Annotated in this window: 25 protein-coding genes; 18 read left to right on the top strand and 7 right to left on the bottom strand. The window is 39.7% G+C overall.

The genetic code is table 11. The features are described 5' to 3' along the window. Positions 1–442 precede the first annotated feature (442 nt). From Q9Q86_RS13700 to Q9Q86_RS13685, 4 genes are all read left to right on the top strand, one after another. Complete coding sequence (locus Q9Q86_RS13700; protein ID WP_004910075.1) at positions 443–1,120, top strand: TetR/AcrR family transcriptional regulator; 678 nt, start codon at positions 443–445, stop codon at positions 1,118–1,120. 250 nt (positions 1,121–1,370) lie between these two features. Beyond that, the gene (phoB, locus tag Q9Q86_RS13695; protein WP_004679100.1) at positions 1,371–2,081 is read left to right on the top strand and encodes a phosphate regulon transcriptional regulator PhoB; all 711 of its coding nucleotides are present in this window, start codon (positions 1,371–1,373) and stop codon (positions 2,079–2,081) included. 8 nt (positions 2,082–2,089) lie between these two features. After that, the gene (gene phoR / locus Q9Q86_RS13690) at positions 2,090–3,448 is read left to right on the top strand and encodes a phosphate regulon sensor histidine kinase PhoR (protein ID WP_112986637.1); all 1,359 of its coding nucleotides are present in this window, start codon (positions 2,090–2,092) and stop codon (positions 3,446–3,448) included. A gap of 122 nt (positions 3,449–3,570) precedes the next feature. After that, positions 3,571–4,035 (top strand): DUF2147 domain-containing protein, encoded by a 465-nt coding sequence (locus Q9Q86_RS13685; RefSeq protein WP_112986636.1) that lies wholly within the window; start codon positions 3,571–3,573, stop codon positions 4,033–4,035. Between the two features lie 99 nt (positions 4,036–4,134). Here Q9Q86_RS13685 and Q9Q86_RS13680 read toward each other — a convergent pair whose 3' ends face one another. After that, positions 4,135–4,587 carry a PACE efflux transporter gene (locus tag Q9Q86_RS13680; RefSeq protein WP_004910084.1) on the bottom strand — a complete coding sequence of 151 codons (453 nt, stop codon included), beginning with the start codon at positions 4,585–4,587 and terminating at the stop codon, positions 4,135–4,137. A gap of 95 nt (positions 4,588–4,682) precedes the next feature. Between Q9Q86_RS13680 and Q9Q86_RS13675 the strand changes: the two genes are divergently transcribed. Together Q9Q86_RS13675 and Q9Q86_RS13670 are read left to right on the top strand one after the other, a co-directional pair. Then, the gene (locus Q9Q86_RS13675) at positions 4,683–5,576 is read left to right on the top strand and encodes a LysR family transcriptional regulator (protein ID WP_112986635.1); all 894 of its coding nucleotides are present in this window, start codon (positions 4,683–4,685) and stop codon (positions 5,574–5,576) included. 416 nt (positions 5,577–5,992) lie between these two features. Continuing rightward, the gene (locus Q9Q86_RS13670; RefSeq protein ID WP_112986634.1) at positions 5,993–6,382 is read left to right on the top strand and encodes a tautomerase family protein; all 390 of its coding nucleotides are present in this window, start codon (positions 5,993–5,995) and stop codon (positions 6,380–6,382) included. A gap of 87 nt (positions 6,383–6,469) precedes the next feature. On the opposite strand, the gene asd is transcribed toward Q9Q86_RS13670, so the two are convergent. The 3 genes from asd to pncB all read right to left on the bottom strand — a co-directional run bounded on the left by asd (position 6,470) and on the right by pncB (position 9,766). Next, positions 6,470–7,321 (bottom strand): archaetidylserine decarboxylase, encoded by an 852-nt coding sequence (gene asd, locus Q9Q86_RS13665; RefSeq protein WP_004910093.1) that lies wholly within the window; start codon positions 7,319–7,321, stop codon positions 6,470–6,472. Beyond that, positions 7,318–8,166 (bottom strand): sulfurtransferase, encoded by an 849-nt coding sequence (locus Q9Q86_RS13660; protein WP_005403448.1) that lies wholly within the window; start codon positions 8,164–8,166, stop codon positions 7,318–7,320. The genes asd and Q9Q86_RS13660 overlap by 4 nt, the downstream gene beginning before the upstream one ends. Positions 8,167–8,563: 397 nt before the next feature. Next, positions 8,564–9,766, bottom strand: a complete 1,203-nt coding sequence (pncB, locus tag Q9Q86_RS13655) for a nicotinate phosphoribosyltransferase (RefSeq protein ID WP_004951160.1) — start codon at positions 9,764–9,766, stop codon at positions 8,564–8,566. A gap of 149 nt (positions 9,767–9,915) precedes the next feature. Between pncB and dtd the strand changes: the two genes are divergently transcribed. Continuing rightward, positions 9,916–10,356 (top strand): D-aminoacyl-tRNA deacylase, encoded by a 441-nt coding sequence (gene dtd, locus Q9Q86_RS13650; RefSeq protein WP_004910099.1) that lies wholly within the window; start codon positions 9,916–9,918, stop codon positions 10,354–10,356. 47 nt (positions 10,357–10,403) lie between these two features. On the opposite strand, the gene Q9Q86_RS13645 is transcribed toward dtd, so the two are convergent. The 3 genes from Q9Q86_RS13645 to serB all read right to left on the bottom strand — a co-directional run bounded on the left by Q9Q86_RS13645 (position 10,404) and on the right by serB (position 12,997). Further along, positions 10,404–10,883 carry a hypothetical protein gene (locus Q9Q86_RS13645; protein ID WP_004910100.1) on the bottom strand — a complete coding sequence of 160 codons (480 nt, stop codon included), beginning with the start codon at positions 10,881–10,883 and terminating at the stop codon, positions 10,404–10,406. A gap of 150 nt (positions 10,884–11,033) precedes the next feature. Then, positions 11,034–11,369 carry a ciprofloxacin tolerance protein AciT gene (gene aciT / locus Q9Q86_RS13640; RefSeq protein WP_004951151.1) on the bottom strand — a complete coding sequence of 112 codons (336 nt, stop codon included), beginning with the start codon at positions 11,367–11,369 and terminating at the stop codon, positions 11,034–11,036. Positions 11,370–11,776: 407 nt separating this feature from the next. After that, the gene (gene serB, locus Q9Q86_RS13635; protein WP_004951148.1) at positions 11,777–12,997 is read right to left on the bottom strand and encodes a phosphoserine phosphatase SerB; all 1,221 of its coding nucleotides are present in this window, start codon (positions 12,995–12,997) and stop codon (positions 11,777–11,779) included. 61 nt (positions 12,998–13,058) lie between these two features. Between serB and Q9Q86_RS13630 the strand changes: the two genes are divergently transcribed. The 11 genes from Q9Q86_RS13630 to Q9Q86_RS13580 all read left to right on the top strand — a co-directional run bounded on the left by Q9Q86_RS13630 (position 13,059) and on the right by Q9Q86_RS13580 (position 26,152). Continuing rightward, positions 13,059–14,363: a hypothetical protein gene (locus Q9Q86_RS13630; RefSeq protein ID WP_171293839.1), complete on the top strand. Its 1,305-nt coding sequence runs from the start codon at positions 13,059–13,061 to the stop codon at positions 14,361–14,363. Between the two features lie 371 nt (positions 14,364–14,734). Next, the gene (gene ribBA / locus Q9Q86_RS13625) at positions 14,735–15,856 is read left to right on the top strand and encodes a bifunctional 3,4-dihydroxy-2-butanone-4-phosphate synthase/GTP cyclohydrolase II (protein WP_112986631.1); all 1,122 of its coding nucleotides are present in this window, start codon (positions 14,735–14,737) and stop codon (positions 15,854–15,856) included. An 11-nt stretch (positions 15,857–15,867) separates the two neighbouring features. After that, complete coding sequence (gene ribE, locus Q9Q86_RS13620; RefSeq protein ID WP_004637206.1) at positions 15,868–16,338, top strand: 6,7-dimethyl-8-ribityllumazine synthase; 471 nt, start codon at positions 15,868–15,870, stop codon at positions 16,336–16,338. A 3-nt stretch (positions 16,339–16,341) separates the two neighbouring features. Beyond that, positions 16,342–16,791, top strand: coding sequence for a transcription antitermination factor NusB (nusB, locus tag Q9Q86_RS13615; protein WP_004679125.1), 450 nt, complete (start codon positions 16,342–16,344; stop codon positions 16,789–16,791). Positions 16,792–16,806: 15 nt separating this feature from the next. After that, positions 16,807–17,724 (top strand): thiamine-phosphate kinase, encoded by a 918-nt coding sequence (gene thiL, locus Q9Q86_RS13610; RefSeq protein ID WP_112986630.1) that lies wholly within the window; start codon positions 16,807–16,809, stop codon positions 17,722–17,724. Then, entirely contained in the window at positions 17,702–18,223 is a 522-nt protein-coding gene (locus Q9Q86_RS13605) for a phosphatidylglycerophosphatase A (protein WP_112986629.1), read from the top strand. Before thiL ends, Q9Q86_RS13605 begins: the two co-directional genes overlap by 23 nt. 22 nt (positions 18,224–18,245) lie before the next feature. After that, the gene (gene glmU, locus Q9Q86_RS13600) at positions 18,246–19,610 is read left to right on the top strand and encodes a bifunctional UDP-N-acetylglucosamine diphosphorylase/glucosamine-1-phosphate N-acetyltransferase GlmU (RefSeq protein ID WP_112986628.1); all 1,365 of its coding nucleotides are present in this window, start codon (positions 18,246–18,248) and stop codon (positions 19,608–19,610) included. A 12-nt stretch (positions 19,611–19,622) separates the two neighbouring features. Then, complete coding sequence (gene glmS / locus Q9Q86_RS13595) at positions 19,623–21,461, top strand: glutamine--fructose-6-phosphate transaminase (isomerizing) (RefSeq protein WP_112986627.1); 1,839 nt, start codon at positions 19,623–19,625, stop codon at positions 21,459–21,461. Between the two features lie 158 nt (positions 21,462–21,619). Next, positions 21,620–22,429 carry a heteromeric transposase endonuclease subunit TnsA gene (locus tag Q9Q86_RS13590; RefSeq protein WP_005142106.1) on the top strand — a complete coding sequence of 270 codons (810 nt, stop codon included), beginning with the start codon at positions 21,620–21,622 and terminating at the stop codon, positions 22,427–22,429. Next, positions 22,413–24,503: a DDE-type integrase/transposase/recombinase gene (locus tag Q9Q86_RS13585; RefSeq protein WP_024436734.1), complete on the top strand. Its 2,091-nt coding sequence runs from the start codon at positions 22,413–22,415 to the stop codon at positions 24,501–24,503. The genes Q9Q86_RS13590 and Q9Q86_RS13585 overlap by 17 nt, the downstream gene beginning before the upstream one ends. Beyond that, entirely contained in the window at positions 24,500–26,152 is a 1,653-nt protein-coding gene (locus Q9Q86_RS13580) for an AAA family ATPase (protein ID WP_112986626.1), read from the top strand. Before Q9Q86_RS13585 ends, Q9Q86_RS13580 begins: the two co-directional genes overlap by 4 nt. The last annotated feature ends 6 nt before the right edge of the window (positions 26,153–26,158 follow it).

The raw sequence follows: 26,158 nt of genomic DNA, 5'->3' as shown, positions 1-26,158 counted from the left end.
ATGAATTGCACACATTTGAGTAGATCATGTGCAGTTTGAGTTATAACCAATATAATTTTGACAATACATATTGTCAATATAGTACAATATCACTTTAAGACAAATGGCAAGAATCAACATATTGCTTGTCATATTAGGTCTATTTACATTTCATGACCTAAGATCTTGGAACGAGACAAAGCATATTGTGTGGAATTTAGTTATGCTAGAGCCGCATAAAGAATCGACAATTAGTAAAAAATGTTATTGTCGAGAGTGTTAGGGCTAAGATGTTTCCCCAAACTTCGTTATAAAATTTAACATGGGGAATAATTTTATCTACCTTTTGCAAGTTGTGGTATGGATGGTCATCCTCATGATTTTTGATCTGAAATGACAGTAATTCAATGCAAACTCGTCCGAGCCACACGATTTAAAGATTTTTTAGGGAACGGTTTTTCTAATGACGACTCAAGATCAGGCGACACGTAAAAAAAAGAATGTTGACGCGAAAGAACGCCAATTTAAAGGGCTGTCTTTGAGTGAGCGTAAAGAAGCGCGCCGAGAGAAACTGATTGAAGCGGGTATCGCCACTTACGGGACACAAGGTTTTTTCTCTGTCACTGTGAAAGATGTCTGTAATGAGGCAAAACTTACTGAACGCTATTTCTATGAATCTTTTAAGAAAAGTGAAGAATTATTCCAAACCGTTTTCTTAAAAATGATTGGAAAAATGCAAACTTGCTTGACCCAAGCGGTCATCATGGCTGCCCCTGAACCTAAAAACATGGTGACTGCGGGTTTATCTGCATTGCTCACTGCGATTAAAGATGATCCGCGTATGGCACGTATCATTTATATTGATGCCATGCTCGTTCAAGACTTACATAACCAAGCCACAATTCAAGAAACATTGACGCAATTTGACCGTATTATTCAGGCTTTCGTCATGATCACGATGCCGAATGCACCTCAAGGCAATGATGAAGTGTCGTTAATGGCAACAGGGCTGAATGGATACGTGACCCATATTATTATTCGTTGGGTCTCTGAAGGCTTCAAACAACCACTTGATGAAGTTCTTGCAGCCTGTTGTGCCGTGTTTTTATCCTTTATCGAAACCACATCACAAAAAAATTAAAATCATTTTACAGTTTTGTTACAAAGCATATACTTAAATGATGATTAGATTAAACAAATGAATTCATTTGATTTATTAATCAGCAACCTGTCATCATTTGGTCATTGCTCTGCCCCACAATTGTCACAATTTATTGCTAAATTCGACTTTATTAACTCTTTTGCAATGATATTGTCATAATTAATCTTTGTAATAAGCCTGTCATAACAACAAAACGGTTCACCGTTACAGATATTAAGGGTATTGCGCTGTGAAAGATGACTATATTTTAATTGTCGATGATGAACTACCGATCCGCGAAATGATCCATACATCTTTGGATATGGCAGGCTTCCAATGTTTGCAAGCGGAAGATGCTAAACAAGCGCATCAGATTATTGTTGACCAGCGTCCTGCTCTTATTTTGCTGGATTGGATGCTACCAGGTGGTGTGAGTGGTGTCGATTTGTGCCGTCGCCTAAAACGCGATGAAAACTTAGCAGAAATTCCTGTGATCATGTTGACTGCACGTGGTGAAGAAGACCATAAAGTTCAAGGTCTTGATGCTGGTGCTGATGACTACATGACCAAACCATTTTCGACTCGTGAACTGGTTTCACGTATTAAAGCAGTGTTACGTCGTGCCAATGCTTTGAGCGGTGAAAAAGTTATTGATGCCAATGGCTTAATGCTTGATCCTGTCAGCCAGCGTGTGAGTTTTGGAAACAGCATCCTCGAGATGGGGCCGACTGAATATCGTTTGCTTGCTTTCTTTATGACTCACCCTGAACGTGCATATACACGTGCTCAATTACTTGACCAAGTTTGGGGCGGCAATGTATATATCGAAGACCGTACTATTGATGTACATATTCGTCGTTTGCGCAAAGTGTTAGAACCCTTTGGTGTTGATCGTTTTGTTCAAACGGTACGTGGCACTGGTTATCGTTTTTCTACACGAGCTGACTTAGCAGCAGGTTAAAACCCTTTATGTATGAACCTTATCCCGTCCCTGAACTGGCACGTGAGCACCAACAATTTCGTTACAGCAGTTTGTGGACGTTTGCAAAACAAGATTTAAGACTGTTGATGTTTTTCTTATTGATTGCAAGCTTAATTGGATTTGGGGTTGGATACTTTTGGAGCTGTATCTTTGTTGCCTTTGTTGTTTTTTTTCTTTTTCAGCTCCGCTCGCTTTATCTAGTCAATGATTGGATTTCAAACCGTCCCTACGATATGCCACCTAATCTAAATGGCATTTGGGGCGCACTATTATTTAATGTCTATCGCGCACAACGCCAAGAACGAATCGTACAAGCGGAGATGGTGGGATTAATAGATCGTGCTCAGTCATCATTAGTTGCATTAGCTGAAGCGGTGGTTTTAATCGATGATCAGCATCAGATTGAATGGTGGAATCCTGCTGCTGAAAAGTTATTGGGGATTAATCCTTTAGATCGTGGTCGCAATTTACTCTCTATTTTGCGCCAACCTAATTTCATTGAATATTTCAAAAATAGTGATCAAGCGCCAGATGGAATTCGTCTTCAAGCACAGATGGACGAAGAGCGTTATGTACAAGTTAAAATCACACGTTTTGGTGGGGAAAGTCGTCTCTTGGTTGCACATGACATTACTCGTATGCATAACCTTGAACAGATGCGTAAAGATTTCGTGGATAATATTTCCCACGAGCTACGCACGCCACTGACGGTATTGAGCGGATACCTTGAAACCTTTACCGATCAAGATGATATTACCCCACGTTGGAAACGTGCATTTACCCAGATGCAGTCGCAAACCAAACGTATGAATGCTTTGGTCAATGATTTATTACTATTGTCCAATTTAGAGAATAATAAAAAAGTCGCTAAAAATCAGATTATTGATATGGCAAATCTGATGAATCAATTATTTGATGATGCACGTGCCTATAATCTCGACTATGGTCATACACTTAATTTAGATATTGATAGCCACTGTGATCTGATTGGTTCAGACATGGAAATTGCTAGTGCTTTCAGCAACTTAATTACTAATGCCATTAAATACACCCCCAAAGGTGGAATTATTACCATTGGTTGGCACGAAGATGGTGATCATGCCTATTTTTCTGTCCAAGACAATGGTATTGGGATCAACCCTAAACACCTCCCTCGTCTCACGGAGCGTTTTTATCGGGTTGATAGCGCTCGCAGTCGTCAAACAGGCGGCACAGGTCTAGGTCTAGCGATCGTTAAGCATGTGCTGATGCAGCATGGTGCACATCTCGAAATCACCTCTAAAGAAAATGAAGGCTCTACATTTACAGCCGTGTTCCCGAAAGAACGCCTTTACCATATGATCTAAAATAATTACAGGGAACTGCCAAGTTCCCTGATTTATGATGTTTTTCTATACTGTTAAATAATATAATAAGTTGTTGTTTCATTTCGCTATTTCTACACTTCATCTCGATGTAAAAACGACTTATGATTATTTCTTTAATTCGCAGTTTTGCGTTACTCCTCGGACTCAGTACTGCTTTTCATATTCAAGCAAGCCCTTTTGATCCTTTAATTGGTACATGGAAAGTTGTCGATGAACGCACTGGTTCTTATGTATCAGATATTGTGATTCGACGCAATTCTAAAACAGAACAATACAGTGCTGTCATCGTCAAAATGTATCCCTCCGCTAAAGAGGTCGCTCCGACTACTTGCACAAAATGTACAGGTGCGTTGAAAGATCAACCTATCGTCGGTATGGAAGTATTAACTAAGCTCAAAAAACTCAATCAAGATGAGGAATTTGGTCAAGGTGTCTGGATCAACCCTTATGATGGTCATAAATACAGTATTCAAGGACGTTTAAGCAAAACTGGTAAAATGCTAAATATCAGTGCCAAACATCCAAGTAATAATAGCTTTCGTAATATGACATGGATTCGCTTATAAAAATATACATCGCTTAATATCATAGATAAAACATGGGGGCTTTTATAAGTCCCCATATTTATATGCAATCATGATTGCTTGAATAGGCTTTGATTTAAATTAAAGCTTAGTCGTTGAAGGCAATGGCTTAGTTTCAAGCAAGTGACTTGGCAAGCCAAACAAATGATCAAAAAAGTAATTATAAACAAAGGTATAACATGGGATGATGATCATCAAACTAAAATCTAATAAGAAGGCTTTGACTAAACTGATTTGCATCCACCAAGCAATCAATGGAATCAAAATAGTGACTAAGACCACCTGAAAACCGATAGCATGCACGACACGTCTAAAAATGGTTCGTGTCTTAGAATGCTGTCGTTTTTCCCACCATTCAAAGGCATAGTTGTAAAAGAAATTTACGCTGACAGCGATCACCGCAATTAATAATGACAAAGGTCCAGTGTGACTGATTGTTGAGCCTGAAAGTACAGCCAAAATCATCGCACAAATCAAAAAACTGAGTACTTCATAGAAAAATACATAGGTCACTCTTCTTTTCATTCCTTGCATGACAGCACCTCAAAATCAACAAAACGTGGATTTTACGCGCTCTTTCTGATAAAAAAAGTTAATCGTGATCAGTTTTACTGACAAGCAAGGCAGAGATAAATATGAATAGTGAACAGCTGGAATTAATTCTTGAAGTGATTGATCGAGGCAATTTCTCTGCTGCAGCACGTGCTTTAAATCGAGTTCCTTCGGCTGTGAGTATGGCCATTGCGAATTTAGAAGCAGAATTGAATTTAAAATTATTTGAACGTAGCAAAAATCATTTAGAACCTACCGAGATTGCCCTATCTATTGAACCACATGCACGATTAATTGTGACCAAATTGCGTCAACTTGAAATGCATCTCACAGAGCTTTCTATGGGATTGGAAACAAATCTTAAAATTGGTGTTGCGGCTGATATTAATCAAAAAATCGTATTGGCAGGCATCGAAGATTTAACGCATCGCTATCCGCTGTTAAATATCGAAATGCACTGCGCAGCACAGCAAGAACTCAAAGCACGCCTTAGAAATAATGAAATCGACCTGTATGTTGCTTATAGTTCATCTACGATTGATACCAATGAACGCTTCCGCTTATTGGGTGTTGAAAAATTTGTTGCTGCGATTTCCCCTAAAGAAGCACAACAGCTTCGGGCACAACATAAAAATGAGCTGACGATGTTATCTGAGCTTCGACAAATTATTGTGGCAAGTAAAAATTATCCTCTCCCTGACCCACGTATTTTGGTCTCAGATGCCTACTGGCATACAGATAATTTATCCATGGCGATTGGGATGGTGGAGCAAGGACTCGGCTGGGGTAATTTTCCGTTGTCCATCGTCCATGAGCATTTTGCTAAACAAAGTTTGGTTCGTTTGGAGTTTAGTGATACCACCAACGGACTAGATATGCCAATTCATGCGATTTGGCCAAGCTACAAACCGCTCAGCCAATCTCTGCAATTTCTTATTGAGTTTTGGGCAAAACAAATTCAAATCGAATAAAAAAAAGCCCGACATCCTGTCGGGCTTTTTCGTATTTCGCACTTTAGGTATAACTCCTGTTCTACCTCACGTCCTGATGCTCAAACTTATTATTATTGTTTTATGTTTTGGAACTTCCTGTTCCTGATGAGTTGATATTAGAGAATTTAACTTAGGCTGAAAATGGGACATTGACGTTAATCGGTGTAGGAAATGGCTTACACGGTTAGTTTTATGCTTGGTCAGAAACATCAAACATGCTTAAAAAGCAGCCGACTTGTATCTAAGTCAGTTTCTTTATCTTTTTTAGGACGGTATAAAAACCATTAAGGAATTGATTTAATATAATTTTTCCAATATGATTTCACATAAGCGCCACTATGTTAAATGAATGGGATAAATTAAGCTAAAATTAGGATTTTAATTTAGAGAAAGTAATGTCTCAGATAAAAATTTATGCTTTAGATGAAACTATAGAATTACATCGTGATAATTTAAGTAAAGCTATCCATCAGGCTTTAGTTAGAGAGTTAAAATACCCTGAAGAAAAAAGGTTTCAACGTTTTATTCCACTACAATCCAAAAATTTTATATATCCAGCAGACCGCAGTACATCTTATATAATTATTGAAATTTCCATGTTCGATGGACGAACAAAAGAGACTAAAAAAGCATTTATTAGATCCCTATTCGAAAATATAAACAATCTATGCGGTATTGATTCAAATGATGTTGAGATAACTATATTTGAAACCCCTAAAGAAAACTGGGGCATTAGAGGGGAAAATGCGGATGAACTACAGTTAAATTATAAGGTAAATGTTTAAATTTCCTAAAATTAACATAATACGCCTTATGCGAAATACGTAAAACAAAAAGCCCCTATCTATAGGGGCTTTTTATAATTTTATTGATTAAATCGAATGACCTAAACGCTCACCCATCACCACAGTCGAGTTCGCTTTAAACTGCTCTTCCCATACCATTTTATCTTTTTCAAATAAAACCACAGCAGTAGAACCTAAGTAGAAACGACCTAACTCAGCACCTTTATCTAACTGCATTTGATGATGCTGTAATTCAACTTTACCTGAAGGTTTTACCTTACCTGTTGCAACAGTTTCAATACCCGCAACAATCATCGCACCAACTAAAACCACCGCCATACGACCAAGTTCTGTATCAAACAAACATACCATCCGCTCATTACGCGCAAACAAACCTGGTACATTTTCAGCAGTCGTTTGATTAACTGAGAACAACTCTCCTGGAATGTATAAAGTTTCAGTCAATGTACCTGCAAATGGCATATGTACACGGTGATAATCTTTTGGTGATAAATAAACAGTTGCAAACTGACCATCTACAAATGGCTTTGCAAGTTGCGGATCACCAATCAATTTCTCTACAGAAAAACTTTGACCTTTGGCTTGGAAAATATCCCCTGCCTCAATCTTACCCAACTGAGAAATTGCACCATCTGCAGGACAAACAATACTATCCGCACGCTCGTCCACACCACGTACACCTTCCTTCAATGCACGGGTGAAGAACTCATTAAATGATTTATATTGATTCGGATTAGTCTGCTCAGCAATGCTCATGTCAATGCCGTATTTCGCTTTGAATGCCTGAATCACAGCAGTTTTTACCAAAACATTTTCACTGGCTGCCACTTTGCCGATGACACGGCTCAGTTGATGTTGAGGTACTAAGTTTTGTGCTTTGATAAAAAGTTGTTTTTTTAGGTCTGCTGAAAAACTCAAGATGGTGACTCCCCTGAAATAATAGGACTATCGAGGCGATTGCCCCATTCACTCCACGCACCATCGTAGGCTCTCACTTGCCAATTGAGTAATTTTGCCAAGATATACGCCAAACCCGAACGGTGATGTGACTGACAATACACCACCACAGGTTGTTGTAAATTAAAGCCTAATTGTTCCAAACGTTGTTGAGTGCGTTCAAGCGGGTGTAATTTTAGATGATTTTCACGATTTAGGGCAGTACTCCATTCAAAATGCAAAGCATTTGGGATGTGACCACCGCGTCGCGCAGCAAGACGTAAACCCGTATATTCATCTATGGTACGACAGTCCCAAAGTTGAATATTCTTATGATTGACTGCATTGAGGAGTTCATCATATTCAATACGATGCTGTTGTACCGCCTGCTCATCAATAGCAACTAACTCTGCAACAGGTTTGTATGGTTCAACTTCAGATGTGGTTGGCAAACCTGCACCTAACCAGCCGTGAATACCACCATTAATCAAACTGGTACGTGTGAAACCTAAGCAGTGTAAATTCCAAATCAAACGCCCTGCCCAAGCACCACCCTCGTCGTCATACACTACTACATGATGTTGCGGTGAAATATTTAATTTCTCAATCAAGGTTTTTAAACCATCGACATCTGGCAATACACCATTCGCTTGTTCATTCTGCGCAACTAAATATTTAGGTTGCAAATGAATGGCATGTGGAATGTGCAGTTGCTCATAAACCGAAGCTCGGCTTAGATCGATCACTCGAATCAACTCATGACCCAAGTATGGTACAAGTTGTTCAGGTTCAATCAATAAACCTAATTTAAAATCTGTGTCAGTCATTGTTATGGTGTCTTATGATTACAGCATTACATCAAATTTTAGCATAGCTCACTTTTTATCTTTGTCTGATTTTTCATATTCATTTAGCAGAAAACAAGATATAGGAAAAAACCCAACGATTTTAGATTTAAAGCATAAAATTTGCTGACAATTTCGAAAGTTAAGCCATATAAACCTGTCGAAAAAATTTACTGGTGCAGAGGCGGCATCCATGCCGGCTGTGTAGCTGCCTTGCGCTGCTTTCAAAGCGTTGCTTTGAAATTGCTCAGGATGAGCCGTCAGTTCAACAAAAAAATGTTACTTTGGATCTTTCAAAAGTAAAGAGTACCTATTACAGATCTCTCATAACATTTGAGCGATTCCACAGCCGTACTAAATTTTGAGTATGAAAGAATAACTAGGCCTCTTCAATCTCAAACACCTGACGCAAATACGCCAAAAACGTTTCATTATCGCTCATGGTCTTGCCTGAACTATCAGAAATTTTTGCTACCGATTGCCCATTACATTCCACCAGTTTTAAAACAATATTAAGCGGTGTCTGTCCCATGTCATTGGTGAGATTAGTTCCAATACCAAAACTAACCTGAAAGCGATCTTTAAAATATTGGTGCAATAACCATGCTTTCTCTAAATTTAAACCATCACTAAAAGTTAACATTTTGGTCTTGGTATCTATTTTTAATTTGCGATAGTGCGCAAAGGCTTTATCACCCCATTCATAAGGATCACCACTATCATGGCGCAAACCATCAAATAATTTAGCAAAATACAGATCAAAATCTCGCAGGAAAGCATCCATCCCAACCACATCGGTCAAAGCGATACCCAAATCCCCTCGATACTCTTGTACCCACGCTTCTAAAGCCGCTTTTTGGAAATTACGTAACCGAACATCCAATGCCTGAAAAGCCTGTAAAAACTCATGTGCCATGGTTCCGATCGGGCTAATGCCTAATTCTTTAGCTAACAGCACATTGCTGGTGCCACGGAAAACTTTGGGTGCAGCTGAGTGAAAGGCTTGAACTACATGTTTTTGCCATTCAAAACTGTAACGTCGTCGTGTTCCAAAATCTGAGACCAAGAATGGAGGATCATTTTCTTGCTGTTGCTGAGCATAATCTTGTAGTTGAACCAGCTTCTGCTGTAAACGGCGCTCGCCTTCTACAAAAACGTCATCATTACGGATGCGTTGGAAATACAGCTCATTGACGATAGCTAAAACGAAAATCTCAAACATCATGGCTTGTACCATTGGACCTTCGATTCGAATATCGAGCCGACCTGCCTCATCCATACTGGCTTGGATAAAACGACGTTTAAGTTGAAATAACTCTAAGTAATCAACAAAATCACTTTTAATAAAACGCAAGGAACGTAAATACTGTAACTCATCATCGGTGAAGCGCAGCTCACACAACAAATCAAGTTGATGGTTCAAATCATCCAAAATCTCAACTAGAGGATAAACCGTGTCATCTAAATTGCGGCAACGAAATAAATAAACACTGTGAGTTTGCGGAAACTGATGTAGCACGACTTGCAACATCGTGAATTTATACAAGTCCGTGTCGAGTAAAGATCGAATAATGGCAGGCATAAAGGATGGTTTTAACCAATTTTTATTAGATATCTGTTGTTATACAACCAAACGCTGGAGATTGAATAGTAGACTTTTGCTGCACGACTCATTTTTATCCTTTTGCTCTGCTAAAATTGCGCATCTCCTATCATCCAATTTTTAAAGTTATGCGTGCATTAATTCAGCGAGTTCTTGAAGCAAAAGTGGTTGTGGACGGACAAACGACGGGCGAGATTGAAAAAGGCTTATTGGTTTTTCTAGGCTTAGGGAAAGACGATACTTTAGAAAAGGGTCAGAAACTGATAGATAAGATTCTCAAATATCGAATCTTTGACGATGAAAATGGCAAGATGGGGTGGAATGTGAGTCAAGCCAGTGGCGGTATTTTATTGGTATCTCAATTTACCCTCATGGCACAAACTCAAAAAGGGTTACGACCAGACTTTGGACCTGCGATGCCACCTTCAGATGCCAAAGCACTCTATGAGCAATTGGTTGAATACGCACAACAGCAATTTGAAAATGTACAAACAGGTATTTTTGCTGCGGATATGAAAGTACATTTGGTGAATGATGGACCTGTGACTTTTAACCTAGAGATTGAATAACTTTAGGCAATAAAAAACTCCCATCTAGGGAGTTTTTTTCAGGCTTGTTATTTACCTGTTTTTTCTTTAATAAACGCACGTGCTTGGCGAATTTTTTCTTTTACAGGTTTTGGTACTTTAGGTGGAATCAATTTCGCTGCTTGGTTGAACCAAACCAATAAGCTAAAGTCACCTTCCATTTTAATGCTACCGTCTTGCATACCTGTCATGAATGCTGTTGGGTCGCCTTTTACTAAAGTTTTTACGCCTTGCTCACTTGAAGCAAATTGCAAAATAAAATCCGCTTTTTCAGGATTGCCCGCAACTGTATCGATCTTACCGTGATTGACAATAATCTGACGTGCCATACCCAAGTCTGTACCAATTTGAATACGAAATTCACGATCATGAACTAACTCAATAAACTTAGGGCTAGTACGTGCCAATTGCTTCATACGCAACGCCAAACCTGCCACCAACAAATCCAGTGGATCTGTACTTACGTCAACGATAGGTAACTTAACCACAGGTAGAGAAGAAAGCTTCATGACAATTATGCCCACAGTATAATGATGAAAATTAAGACAACCCGTATCCTAGCACAATTGTGAAGAACTCTGTAAAAGCTTTGTTTCAGAAAGTGAATGTAAAAAAGGCGTGCTGAGCACGCCTTTGATGTGATTAGAATTATTATGTATTTATCGACTAGAACATTGTTGTTGGTCATCCTTATAAACAGGCGTGTGTTCAATATACTGGCGATTTGCCAGTTGTTTTTGTGCTTGTTTGTCTTCACGTAAAAGAATAAATGTCACCGTCACCATCGCAAGGCTGAGCGCTGTCAGATAACTATAAGCGACAGACATTTCGAACATGGTTTGCACACCAAAGCGTACCACTTCGAGCAGTCCCCAACTAATCATACCCGCCAACATAAAACCTAACCAACGACGATAAGGAGAGAAGAAAACAGCAATAACTGCGACAGCGATCAAGCCAAATCCAACCCACATGGTGAAATTCGCTGCTTCCATAGAAACCTCCGTCTTTAAAAGGATGTCTGAATCAACGTTCAGACCTTATATTGTTCTGTAATCTCTAACAGTACTTCGTGTTGCATTAACGTCTTTATGCATTATGGAGCGTTTTTTTTAGAAAAAAAGAGCTTAAAATTAACGATACGACACAAGATGTCGCAATATGCTTTTGTAATTACATTTTTTAAAAATCAAAATTCTGAAATTTCTATATAGCATCAATTACTGAGTGTCATTACAAAAAAATACGCTTAATTTTGACCTCAAAAAAACTTTTTTCTGAATTTTTTAATTGTAGGTTTTCTATACATTTAGACATAAATATGACGAAGTGATGACAGCCAATAAAATCAATAAAGCCACATGATCTGTGGCTTTATTTGAAGGCTGAAATCTACACTTATCTATGCTCGATTGAGGTCTTTATCATGCATACCTAAAAGATAAAGCACGCCATCTAAACCCACACTCGAAATTGCCTGATTAGCATTTTGACGAACTAGAGGTTTGGCACGGAATGCCACACCTAGTCCAGCGATTGACAGCATTGGTAAATCATTTGCGCCATCACCAACAGCCATCGCCTGCTCTAGTGAGATACCCATTTTATCAGCCAACTGGCGTAACAGCTCTGCTTTACGCGCACCATCAACAATCGCACCTTTCACTTCGCCAGTGACAAGCCCATCTTGCACATCCAAAATATTGGCATGCACTTCATCAATGCCAAGTTTAGCTTGTAAATACTCTGCAAAATATTGGAAGCCACCCGAAAGAATTGCTGTCTTATAACCCAAGGCTTTCAACGTTGAAATTAAGCGCTCTGCACCTTCTGTCACAGTTAGACGCTCAGCAATTTTAGGCAGAACAGATGCATCTAAGCCTTTTAACAACGCAACACGTGCACGGAAACTTTGTTGGAAATCAAGCTCACCTTGCATTGCACGTTCTGTAATTTCAGCAACTTGCTCACCTACACCCGCTTCTAATGCAAGCTCATCAATCACTTCTTGCTCAATCAATGTAGAGTCCATATCAAAGCAAACCAAGCGACGATTACGGCGATAAGCATTATCTTCTTGTACGGCAACGTCGATGTTTAACTCACCTGATAAACTCAAACAAGCAGCACGCATTGCTTGTGCATCTAGCATTTGTCCACTTAATCCGAACTGAACGCAAGCGCGTCGTGGGAACTGACTTTGTTCTTCTAGTTCTAAACGTCCTGATAAACGTGTTACCGTTTCTATGTTAAACCCTTGACCCGAAACAATTTGAGTCACAGCTTGCAAATGTGCAGCGGTCAGTTCAGGTGCAAGAGCCGTCACGATATAGCGTGTACGTCCGCCCTCACTCACCCATTGGTCATATTCTGCGTTGCTGATTGGTTTAAATCGCACAGTTAAGCCAATATCATGTGCTAAAATCAGAATCTCTTTCATTGCTAATGCTGTTGCAGTCTCGTTATCTGATGCAACAACGATCCCAAGGGTCAGTTGATTGTGAATAACCGCCTGACCGACATCGAGTATTTGCAAAGAATGTACGGAGAGTACCTGCATTAATCGAGTAAACTGATTCGGTTGATCTGGTCCTAAAAAGGATATAAGAATGATTTCTCGCATGAATTGACTCGTGTTAGAGCGACAACTATTGTAAGAATCATAACATAACCCATGAATCTATTTGCCTTGGAAGTTTAACTTGAATGCGCCTCGCCAAGGGCTATTTGCTAGCCTACTGATCGTTAGTTTTGCCTTGCATACCTTTTTATTGGTGATTGCAACGACTCATCAACTCAATGAAAACCGCGCCAGCCAAGGACAACTGATGACCAGTCAGTTAGTGGCAGATACTCTTTCTGAAATGGAACCCGCCAATACTGTTTCTTTAGCATTGGTTGCTAATCGCTATGCGACCAATCCAAGTGTTGCCTCAATCCGCATTTTGGATGCCAACAAACAAGTGTTAGCAACTAGCGGTATGGCTAAAACTCGTCAAGGCGAAGTATTTGTCCGTGATGCCTTACAGAATGAAAAGAAAGTGGGAACAGTCGAAATAACGCTGATACAACCAAGTATTGGTGAAATTTTACGCACACAGTGGTTAGCGATTCTCTTGTCTCTCTTGATTCATGGATTAATTTGGTTAGGCTACCGTGCTATTGCACGCCCAACGCGAACCGAATATCTTGCTCGTATCAATCAAGAAAATCATCTCAAGCATGAAATTCAACGTTTAACTCAAGCTTTGGCATTAGAAAAACAAAATACCGTTACTTTGGTCGCTCAAGCACAACAACAAGCAAAAGTACAACCCAAAACTCGAGTTGAGAAAGTCAACACTGAAACACCTCAAGTTGATCAGCATACATTGGCGCTTAACATCCAGTTTTATGATCCAAAACAACTCTTAAATAGTGTTAACCAATCCGTTTCATTGCCTTATTTTAAGCTATGTCAGTTATTTTTGGATAAAAGTATCGATCTATGTGCTAAACATTATCAAATTGATCCATCTAAAATTTGTGTTGAACAAGAGTTTAATGCTGAAGGGGCAACCTTAAGTACTCAGTCAGATCAAACACATGCTTTAGAATGTCTTATGATGATTGGTGCTGTTTTCCAACTGCTCGCAGAAGTACTGTATAAACGTTATCGCGAAGACAAACGCTTTGCCTTGCAAACGCGTGGTTCTGTTGCTAGCCCTGTAGATGCCATGCAGATCGACGCAATTGAAGCTTCAAAACGCCTAACTCAACATTTACATGCAAAAGAAGCTGCCTTGCATTTGAATCACGAGCAATTAAAAGCGATTCAACATAGCTATGAATTAGTTGCTATGCCTAACCCAAGCAACATCATGACACGTCATGCATTTATGATTAATGGTATGAATGAGGAGTGTGCAACTTTAGCTCAAAATCTGCGCACTGAAATTTTAATGGGTAAAAAGGCAAAAGTCTCATCTGAATCATCCAGCCTTTCGTAATTCACCTCGATAAAATATCCCCATTTTTTAAGTATAGAATGGGGTTATTATTTGAATAATGATAAAGTTCATTCCATCAAAAAGTGCTTGATTTGCCTAAATCATCAACACACTCAAACTATTTTCTTAAATCGATTCAATGCAGCTTGAGTTAAAAATTATTGTAAAATAATGAAATTTTTAGAAAAAACAAAATATTATATTCTGAATCAAAACCAAATATTTAGATCAATAAAAGCGTTTACTCAGCATGATGTATAAATTCGTCACGAGCGATAAGAAGCACAGGCGAAAAGTTTTAAAATGCGGTAAACTATGCCAAATTTATCGAATACTAATGCCTTAAAAGGCTGCTTAAAAGGTGAAAGCGAATGCCGCTGAGTCGTGTTGAAGAACTTGTCGCAGATATTCGTGCAGGCAAAATGGTTATCCTTATGGATGACGAAGATCGAGAAAATGAAGGTGACTTAGTCATCGCTGCTACCCATGTTCGTCCTGAAGACATTAACTTCATGATTACACATGCACGTGGTTTGGTCTGCCTGACATTAAGCCGCGAACGTTGTAAGCAACTCAACCTTCCGCTTATGGTTGATCAAAACGGCGCTCAACATGCCACGAACTTCACCCTTTCAATCGAAGCAGCCGAAGGCATCAGCACAGGTATCTCAGCAGCAGAACGTGCACATACTATTCGCACAGCTGTAGCTGCCCATGCTAAACCAAATGATATTGTTCAACCTGGTCATATTTTTCCATTAATGGCTCAACCAGGTGGTGTCTTACACCGCGCAGGTCATACCGAAGCTGGATGTGACTTAACACGCTTAGCAGGTTTAGAGCCTGCTTCAGTGATCTGTGAAATTATCAATGAAGATGGCACTATGGCGCGCCGTCCTGATTTAGAAGTATTTGCAGAAAAACATGGTCTCAAGATTGGTACGATTGCGGATTTAATTCACTACCGCATGACCAACGAGCAAACTGTTGAACGCTTATCTCAAGAAACCATTCAAACTGAATACGGGACTTTTGATCTTTATAAATACCGTGAAATCGGTAACCCAGACATTCATTTAGCTTTGGTAAAAGGTGAGCCGAAAGAAGGCGTGACCACTGTTCGTGTTCATGGATTCAATCCTGTTCGTGATCTTTTAAAGCTCAATAAAGCTGATGGTTCTCCAGCATGGAATCTTGATCTTGCAATGAAAACGATTGCTGCAAGTGACCGTGGTGTATTGGTTTGGATTGGACAAGATCACTTGGAAGATTTAGGTCATGCCATTCATCATTTGAACCAACCAAAGCCACTGAAATCAAATGCAGCGCTATCGCAGCAATATCAAACAATTGGTGTCGGTGCACAAATTTTACGTGATCTTGGTGTTGAGAAAATGAAGTTGTTGAGTTCTCCGCTTCGTTTCAATGCTTTATCAGGATTTCATTTAGAGGTGGTGGAATACATCACTGCCGATCAAATCACAGCAAAATAATCGAGGTTGCTATGGCAATTCGCCGAATTGAAGGTTTATTACATCTCGCAAGCGAAGGTCGTTATGCGATCTTAGTTGGTCGTTTCAACAGCTTCGTTGTAGAACATTTACTTGAAGGTGCGATCGACACATTAAAACGTCACGGCGTTGCAGAAGATGCGATCACCGTGATTCATGCACCAGGTGCATGGGAGCTGCCGATCGTTGCGAAGAAATTAGCGGCTTCAAACAAATTTGATGCCATCATTGCTTTAGGTGCAGTAATTCGTGGTAGCACACCTCACTTTGACTTCGTTGCTGGTGAATGTGCTAAAGGTCTAGGTGTTGTAGCACTTGAAAGCACAATGCCTGTGATCAACGGTGTTTTAACTACCGATAGCATCGAACAAGCGATTGAACGTTCAGGTACGAAAGCAGGTAATAAAGGTAGCGAAGCTGCACTTACTGCTATCGAAATGGTTAACTTATTAAAGGCAATTTAAAGCATGTCGCAAACACTTCAGGCCGCTTATGCAGCGAAACGCAAAGCACGTCGTTTTGCTGTACAAGGGATTTATGAATGGCAAATGAGTCAAAATCCTGTTCATGAAATTGAAGCACGTACACGTGTTGAAAATGCCATGCACAAGGTTGACCTCAACTACTACCATGAATTACTCACTCAAGTGGTTGCTCAACATGAAGCTTTAGATGAGTTACTCATTCCTGTACTTGACCGTGAGCTATCTGCACTTGATGGTGTAGAACTTGCAACCTTACGATTGGGCGCTTATGAATTACGAGATCACCTCGAAGTTCCTTATCGCGTTGTACTTGATGAAGCAATTGAGCTAGCAAAACACTTTGGTGGTGCAGACAGCCATAAATACATCAATGGTGTATTAGATCGTCTTTCTTCAAAGCTTCGTGAAGCTGAAAAACAACAAGCGAAATAATAGGCTTGATGTTTCATGGCTGAGTTTTCAATTATTGACCGTTACTTTAAACGAGCATCTCATCAGGATGTCAGTTTAGGTATTGGTGATGACTCAGCCATTCTCACCCCTCTTACCTCGCAACAACTCGTCATTTGCACAGACACTCTAGTCGCTGGTCGCCATTTCCCTTTAGACACTTCCGCACATGCTGTGGGTTGGAAAAGTGTAGCCGTAAATTTATCAGATATCGCGGCAATGGGAGCTCAACCACACAGTATCTTGCTTGCACTTAGTTTACCAAGTGTAGATGAGACATGGTTGGCTGAATTCAGTCGAGGACTCTTTGAATGTTGTGACCAATTCAATGTTGCATTAATCGGCGGAGATACAACGCAAAGCTCCCAATTAACGATTACAGTGACAGCGCTAGGTTGGATCGAACAAGGGCAAGCAATTACGCGAGCTGGTGCGCAAGTCGGTGACTATATATGCGTGAGTGGGCAAGTCGGTGATGCTGCGTATGGACTGCACCATTTAGGTCATGCACTACAACAACGTTTAGATTATCCAACACCGCGTTGTGATTTAGGTCAGCGACTGAAAGGTCAAGCGACCAGTATGATCGATGTCTCGGATGGTTTAGCACAAGACTTAGGACATATTCTGAACGCCTCTGGCGTGGGTGCGACCTTATTTTTAGATCGTTTGCCAATAGATTCAGCGCTAAAAGCATTAGATCAACAACAAGCTTGGCAATATGCGCTCGCTGGAGGGGATGACTACGAATTATGCTTTACAATATCACCGCAAAAATTCGAAGAACTATCGCGACATCAATCTGATGTACCGTTTACAATAATCGGCGAAATTACCCAACAAACTGGATTGTTATTTAAGTATATGGGCGAAGTTTACCCATTACATGTTCATGGATATCAACACTTTGCATAAACCCCCTATTCACTTTAGCCAAATGACTTGGTTTGACCGCTTTATTGTGTTCTGCGGTGTAGGATTTGGCTCTGGTCTCAGTCCCAAAGCCCCTGGTACTTTTGGGTCAGCGTTTGCTCTTCTTTTCGTCCCCCTGTGGCTAATACTTGGCTTCAATGCCAGTGTTTTTGCAATCCTACTCATGTCGATTGCAGGTATTTATATTTGTGGTCACACTGCCAAAGTGATTAATGTCCATGATGATGGTCGTATCGTTTGGGATGAATTTGCTGGACAATCGATTACCTTTTTACCTCTGCTTTACTTACAGCAAATGAATTGGTTATGGGTCATTGCGGGTTTTATTTTTTTCCGTATATTCGACATTTGGAAACCATTTCCAATTAATTGGGCCGACCAGAAAGTTTCCGGTGGCTTTGGTATTATGCTTGATGACCTGATTGCAGGACTTTGGGCTGCATTATGTATTTTTCTTATTCAATTTTATTTTTTGACCTAACACATTAATATTAGGGTTAATTATGTCAACAACCGTCATTATTCTAGCTGCAGGGAAAGGAACGCGAATGCGTTCAAAGCTTCCTAAAGTATTACAACCACTTGCAGGTCGTTCACTTTTGGGACACGTCATTGAAACCGCAAAAAAACTCAACGCCCAAAATATTATTACCATTTATGGGCATGGCGGTGAACTTGTTAAACAAAGCTTTGCACAAGAACAGATTGAATGGGTTGAACAAGCTGAGCAATTAGGTACTGGTCATGCTGTACAGATGACCTTACCCGTTTTACCGCAAGATGGTATCTCACTCATTTTATATGGTGATGTACCTTTAGTTCGACTTAGTACTCTTGAACAATTACTAGAGGCATCTAGCCAGTCGGGTATTGGGATGATCACACTCGATGTCGAAAATCCAACGGGCTATGGTCGTATCGTTCGTCAGGCAGGAAAAGTTCAAGCCATTGTTGAGCATAAAGATGCCAATGAAGAACAACGTCAGATCCAAGAGATCAATACGGGGATCTACTGCGTTAGCAATGCAAAATTACACCAATGGCTACCAAAGCTGTCGAATAACAACGCACAAGGTGAATATTATCTTACCGATATCGTAGCGATGGCGGTTGCAGATGGTCTAGAAATCGCTTCCATTCAACCTGAACTGGCATTTGAAGTTGAAGGCGTAAATGATCGTCTACAACTCGCTACGTTGGAACGTCAATTTCAACAACAACAAGCCAAAGAATTAATGCAACAAGGCGTTCACTTAATTGATCCAAATCGTTTTGATCTACGTGGCACATTAAAATGTGGGCAAGATGTTCAAATCGATGTGAATGTTATTATTGAAGGTCACTGTGAGCTCGGTGATAACGTACAACTTGGTGCAGGCTGTATCCTAAAGAACACGCGTATCGCAGCAGGCACTAAAGTTCAGGCTTATAGTATTTTTGAAAATGCAGTAGTAGGCGAAAATACTCAAATTGGTCCTTTTGCTCGTTTACGTCCAGGCGCAAATCTTGCAAATGATGTGCATATCGGTAACTTCGTAGAAGTTAAAAATTCTAATATTGGTGTAGGTTCTAAAGCCAATCATTTCACTTATCTTGGTGATGCTGATATTGGTGCGGATTGTAATATCGGTGCAGGTACAATTACTTGTAACTATGATGGCGCAAATAAGCATAGAACTATTATTGAAGATCATGTATTTATTGGCACCAATAATTCACTGGTTGCTCCGATCAAAATCGGTACTGGTGCTACAACTGGCGCTGGTTCAACCTTAACACGAGATGTGGCTGACCATAGTTTAGCTGTCGAACGATCTAAACAGTTTGAAAAAGCAAATTATCAACGTCCCCAAAAGCTGAAAAAATAAGAGGATAAAATTATGTGTGGTATTGTTGGAGGCGTTGCTGAACGTTGCGTAACTGATATTTTGATCGAAGGACTTAAGCGTCTTGAGTATCGTGGTTACGACTCTGCTGGTTTAGCATTACTCAATAATCAAAAAATTCTACGTGAGCGTCGCGTAGGGAAAGTTGCCAATCTTGCCGAAGCTGTTTCAGAACAACATTTAACGGGTCATATCGGAATTGCACACACACGTTGGGCAACTCATGGTAAACCAACTGAAAATAATGCACATCCACACGTTTCTGGAAATGTCGCTGTCGTACATAACGGTATTATTGAAAATTACCAAGTATTAAAAGACGATCTACAAGCCTTAGGTTATGTATTTACCTCCCAAACAGATACCGAAGTTGTTGCTCATCTCGTACATGATGCATTAAAACAGACCGATAGCTTGCTTGAAGCCGTACAAAAAGTTATTCCTCAACTGAAAGGTGCTTACGCGCTTGGGATTATTCATACTGAACATCCAGATGAATTAATCACTGTCCGTGAAGGTTCTCCTCTCGTGATTGGTGTGGGTATCGGTGAAAACTTTATCAGTTCAGATCAATTGGCTCTACTTCCAGTCACGAATCGCTTTGTTTATCTAGAAGAAGGCGATATTGCTCGCTTAACTCGTACGAGCATTGAAGTTTTTGCGCAAGGTGAAGCTGTTCAACGCCCAGTGAAAGAACTGGATGCTACGGTTAGCAACGCATCTAAAGGTGAATATAAGCACTTCATGCTCAAAGAAATTTATGAGCAGCCAGAAGCGATCCAGCAAACCATTTCACAAGCCTTAAATGGCAATTATTTGCGTGAAGATTTTCTTCAATATGCTAATGCTGATTTTGCTAAAATCCAACAGGTACAAATTATTGCCTGTGGAACCAGCTATCACGCAGGTATGATTGCAAAATATTGGTTTGAACAATTAATCGGCGTACCTTGCCAAGTCGAAATTGCCAGCGAGTTCCGCTATCGTACGCCTGTCATTGTGGCAAATACGCTGTATATCTGTATTTCTCAATCTGGTGAAACGGCAGATACCCTAGCAGCCTTACGTGAAACCCAAAAACGCGCTAAAGCCAATACGATTGACATTAGCACGATGACGATTTGTAACGTTGCGACATCATCGATGGTTCGCGAAACTGATCATCATTTGCTCACTCTTGCTGGCCCTGAAATTGGTGTTGCTTCAACTAAAGCATTTACCACCCAACTTGCTGCATTAATGTTACTGATTCTAAAAATCGGTCAAGTGAAGCAACGTCTCTCTGATGCCCAGTTAACAGAAATTACTGAAGCTTTATGGCATTGCCCGAAAGTAATTCTAGATACTTTGCAGCACAATACTTCGATTCTTCGTTTGTCTGCGTTATTTGTAGAAAAGAACCACTGTTTATTCCTTGGCCGTGGAACACACTTCCCAATCGCACTGGAAGGTGCTTTGAAGCTCAAAGAAATTTCATATATTCATGCTGAAGGTTATGCGGCAGGTGAACTCAAACATGGTCCATTGGCATTAGTTGATAATGAAATGCCTGTGGTGATTTTGGCACCAAATGATGACATGCTCGATAAATTAAAATCGAATATGGAAGAAGTACAAGCGCGTGGCGGCGAGCTTTTTGTTTTTGCTGATGAAAATAGCGGAATCCAAGAAAAAGATCGCCAACACGTGGTTCATATCCCAGCAGTCAATGAATGGTTAGCACCTATTGTTTACAGTATCCCTGTACAGCTTCTGTCATATCATGTCGCTGTATTGCGTGGTACTGATGTGGATCAGCCACGTAACCTTGCAAAAAGTGTAACGGTCGAATAATAAAAAATGGAAGAAAGGTTCGCCTTGTGTTTGGACAATATAGTTTTAAACTAAACATTAAAGTTCTAAACTGTAACAATATAGTTCTAAACTAGACATTAAAGTTGTAAACTAGCTAAACCCAGCTATACTGATTAAAAAGTAGGCTGGGTTTTTCTATGAGTAGAGCACCGAGATTCTTCACACAAGAACAAATTAGCAAAAGAATAAAAAGTGGTCGTGGACAAGGTATGGGAAAAGATTACCAACCATGGCTGACTATTCAGGATGTACCCTCTCGTGGGGTCTCTCATCGTATTTACTCTCATAAAACGCAAAGAGTTCATCATTTACTTTCTAATTTGGAACTGTATGTTTTTTTGATTTTAGATTGGTCTAGTTCTGTTCAGGATATTCGGGAACAATTTCCTTTGAATCTAGATGACACAAAAGAAATCTGTTTAGAGCATGGTTTGAGACATCCCAGCATACAAGGCTCGGAACAGGTCATGACTTCCGATTTTCTGATTGATACAAATGATAAGAAAAAACCTCAATTCGTTATTCAGGTGAAACCATTAAAAGAACTCATCAAAGAAAGAACAATTGAAAAACTCGAAATTGAACGTCGATACTGGGAGGTTAAAGAAATCCCATGGAGTATTGTGACGGAACAAAATATTCCCACAACTGCCCGAAAAAATCTTGAATGGTTGAGCCCTTTTATTACTGAACATTTAGAACCTGATATCTGGGATAGCCTACATACAATTTCTTATTATTTGTCAAAAAAACCAGGGGTTTCTATCATTAAACTCTGTACAGAAGTGGATACACAGGAAAAAACTACCTCTGGAACAACCCTACAATATTTAAGAACACTTATAGCAAATCGTTTAATTAAATTTGATATCCAACAGCCATTCCAGAAATTAAAAGGGTCTGACCTGCTGTTTGATTTAGAGGTGTCATATGTGGCAAATCAATGAGGTCGTTAAATTTGATGAAAGCCACTACCGGATTTTATTCTTTCAATCTGGCGAAATCATATGGATTCATATGGAGGAAACCAAAGGAGTTCCATCTTTAGTTCTTGAAGAACAACTTTCACAATGGATTGATGAAAAACGCTTATTTAGAAGTTCAGACCCTTTTGAATATCTTAAGTCTATAGAGCCACCCGTAAACTCAGTCGCTTTTGAAAAACGTGCTCAGGCTTACCGAATTATTGAACCAATCGTATATGACACGGGCTGTTTTAATGAAGAGATTAGAGCTAAACGGGTTCGTTTAGTAGAACAGACAAATATCGCAACTAAGGCGACGATATACAAATACCTACGCCGCTATTGGCAAAGAGGCCAAATTCCAAATGCCTTATTGCCAGATTATAGAAATGCTGGTGCACCAGGAAAGCCAAGAACCTTAGCTGGTTCTCAAAAATCTGGAGCAAAGCGTAAATTTGGTAATGGAACTGGTATTAAAATTACACCAGAAATTGAACGGCTCTTTCGATTAATCGTTGAATCTGAATTATTAAATGACAAGAAAATCAATATCACATCGGCTCATCGACAATTTGAAGAACTTTTTGTCCAACATTACCCACATATAAAACAGGGAGATATTCCGACACGTAGACAGTTTGACCATTTCTACAAACGTGAATACGAACTTCCACAGAGAATAGAAGCCAGAACTCCTGTCTTGAGTTTCCAAAAAGATGTACGGCCATTAAGTGGAACTGCTACAGCTAATACCCTTGGGCCAGGTAGTCGTTATGAAATTGATGCAACTATTGCTGATATCTATTTAGTTGCTGATGATGATCGAAGCAAGATTCTAGGTCGTCCGATCCTATATGTAGTGGTTGACGTTTTTAGCAGAATGGTCGTGGGATTCTATATCGGATTTCATAATCCATCCTATGTTGTTGCTATGCAGGCGATTGTAAATGCTTGCAGTGATAAAGTCAGTTTATGCAAATTGCTTGGAATTGATATCGAGCCAGAACAATGGCCAACCCTAGGCTTGCCCGATGTCATCCTTGCTGACCGTGGTGAAATGATGAGTCATCAGGTCGAACGCTTAATCCAAGGCTATAATGTTCGTATTGAAAATGCGCCTGCTTATCGAGGGGATGCAAAAGGTATTGTTGAACGCTATTTTGGAACATTACAGGCAGAATTCAAACCTTATGCCCCTGGGGTAGTCAAAGGAAATCGTATTCAAAAACATGGTGAAAAAGATTACCGTCTTGAGGCGGTTGTACCTATTTCAGCCTTTGCCAAGATAATCATAAAGACCATACTTTATCGTAATCAGTATCATGTATTGGATACTTATGACAGAGATGCAGATTTCCCTCCAGACTTACCCTCAATTCCATTACATATATGGAACTGGGGAATCCAAAACCGTACAGGCCATCTTCGTACTGTAGATCCAGATACTTTACGGATCATGATACTACCTCGTAAAAAAGTTTCCATTTCCACTTCTGGTGTCAATTTATGGGGCCTGTATTACATTGGATCAGAGATACTTAGAGAAGGCTGGTTACATCGTAGTAAAGAAGTCACTCGCCCACAGGATCTCCAAGCTGCTTATGATCCAAGTTGTGTAGATAAGATATATTTATTCCCAAAACACGATAGTACGATCTATTGGGAATGTTCTTTATCAACCAAAAGTCGTCAATTTGCGGGTATGTCATTTTGGCAAGTGTGGGAGATACAAGATCAAGAAAAGAATCTACATGCAATTGAAAAAGATAACAGTAAAACTGCCCGTAGAGAGTTGGATCAATTTATTCGTGACACCATTGCTGAATCAAAAAAAATGGCGACCAACTCTGGTGTATCCAATCGCCAGCGTTTATCTGAAATTAAATCGAATAAAAAGTCTGTTCGTGAAAATGAGAAATTATCAAATACTTCCTTAAAAACTGATAAACACCCTAAAGATCAGGGAACAATTATTTCATTTAAGCCAAAACAAGATGAATCAAGCTATCCACAGTTCGTTCCAGGTCTTTTTGATGATGAGGATGATCAGTCATGACAAATCATATAATAAGTAATGCAGAATATCAGGACACTGGTGTTCATGCTTATAAAGATAACCCGTTCATTGAGGCTCTACCGCCTATTCAAGAACCTTTTGAAGATACAAAAAATCTTATCTCAAAAGTAACGCCTACTCTTGATGATCTAAAGCAAAAAAGAGTCATTCGTGCCCATAATATCCATCAGATCACAGGTTCTTTTTTTCAGCCTTTAGCAATGCATATGTTACTGAGTGAACGTATTTCTCTCATGATTCGTGGAGGATATGTTGGTCGTAATCCAAACACAGGAAAGTTGCAACAACACCTGCAAAATGGTTATGAAAGATTGCAAACACGTGATTTGAATGCCAAACGCTTTGATGAAACCGAATCAACTGCTCATAGCATGGCCATCATTGGCTGTTCAGGCAGTGGCAAGACGACCTCTTTACGAAGAATACTAGGGTCATATCCTCAAGTCATTTTTCACCCAGCATTAAATCGTCATCAGATCGTCTATTTAAAGATAGATTGCTCACATGATGGTTCACTTAAAGAACTTTGTCTCAATTTTTTTCGGGCGATTGATAAAATCATCGGTTCAAATTATGAGAAAAAGTATGGGATGAAAAGACATGGCGTAGAAACCATGCTTGCTCTCATGGCTCAAACAGCCAATATGTTTGCTTTAGGCCTGTTAGTCATCGATGAGATTCAACATTTAAGTCGGGCAAAGTCTGGTGGTTCAGAGAAAATGCTCAACTTCTTTGTCACTATGAGCAATACTATTGGTATTCCTGTACTTTTTGTGGGGACACCTAAAGCAAGAGACATCTTTGATCTTGATCTACGTTCCAGCCGACGTGCTGCTGGTCTAGGGTCTATCTTTTGGAACCCAATACCACAATACCTACCGGATCAGAAGAGTCAAAATCCTGAGTGGATAGCATTTACTAATACGCTTTGGAAGTTGCAGTATTTGCAGAAAAGAGACCCTATCTTAAGTGATGAGATTCGAGATACCTGGTTTGATTTGAGCCAAGGTATTCTCGATATTGTAGTAAAACTTTTTATTTTGGCCCAGTTACGTGCCCTCGCAACGGGAGCAGAAACGATTACTGTAGAGCTACTCAAGCGTGTTTATGAGGATGAACTGAAACTTGTACATCCTATGCTCAGCGCATTACGTTCAGGTATACCTGAAAGAATCGCTCAATTCTCAGATTTGGCTGTACCCGATATGGATAAGAAAATCATCCATCTTATTCAGAAAATCTCCGCATCTACGGTTGAATCCGAAGAAGACCGAGCCTTAAAACAGTTGAATAATGATGATCAACGACGTATCTACTTGATGCTAAAAGATGAGTTTCCGTCAGACTCCATCATCTTTGCCATTCAAAAAATTGTAGCGTTAAAACCCCAAATATCTAGACAACAGCTCTTGGCTGCTATTATTCAAGCAATGGAAACAGACAATACAACGTCACAAGTACCAGTAGTCAAAAAGAAAAACCAACGGATTAGCTTAAAACAATGGAATGAGCTGGAGGATACCGATCTTCGTCATGTTTTCTCAATGAACCCAACCAGCCCAGAAAGTATTTATACCCAATTAGACCATCAAGGTTTAATTCTGCAAATGTCAGACCTGTTGTCATAGTATGGG

Origin of the sequence: Acinetobacter sp. A22 (genome assembly GCF_030913345.1) — a bacterium.
Classification (GTDB): domain Bacteria; phylum Pseudomonadota; class Gammaproteobacteria; order Pseudomonadales; family Moraxellaceae; genus Acinetobacter; species Acinetobacter junii.
This window is presented reverse-complemented; position numbering and strand designations above follow the sequence as displayed.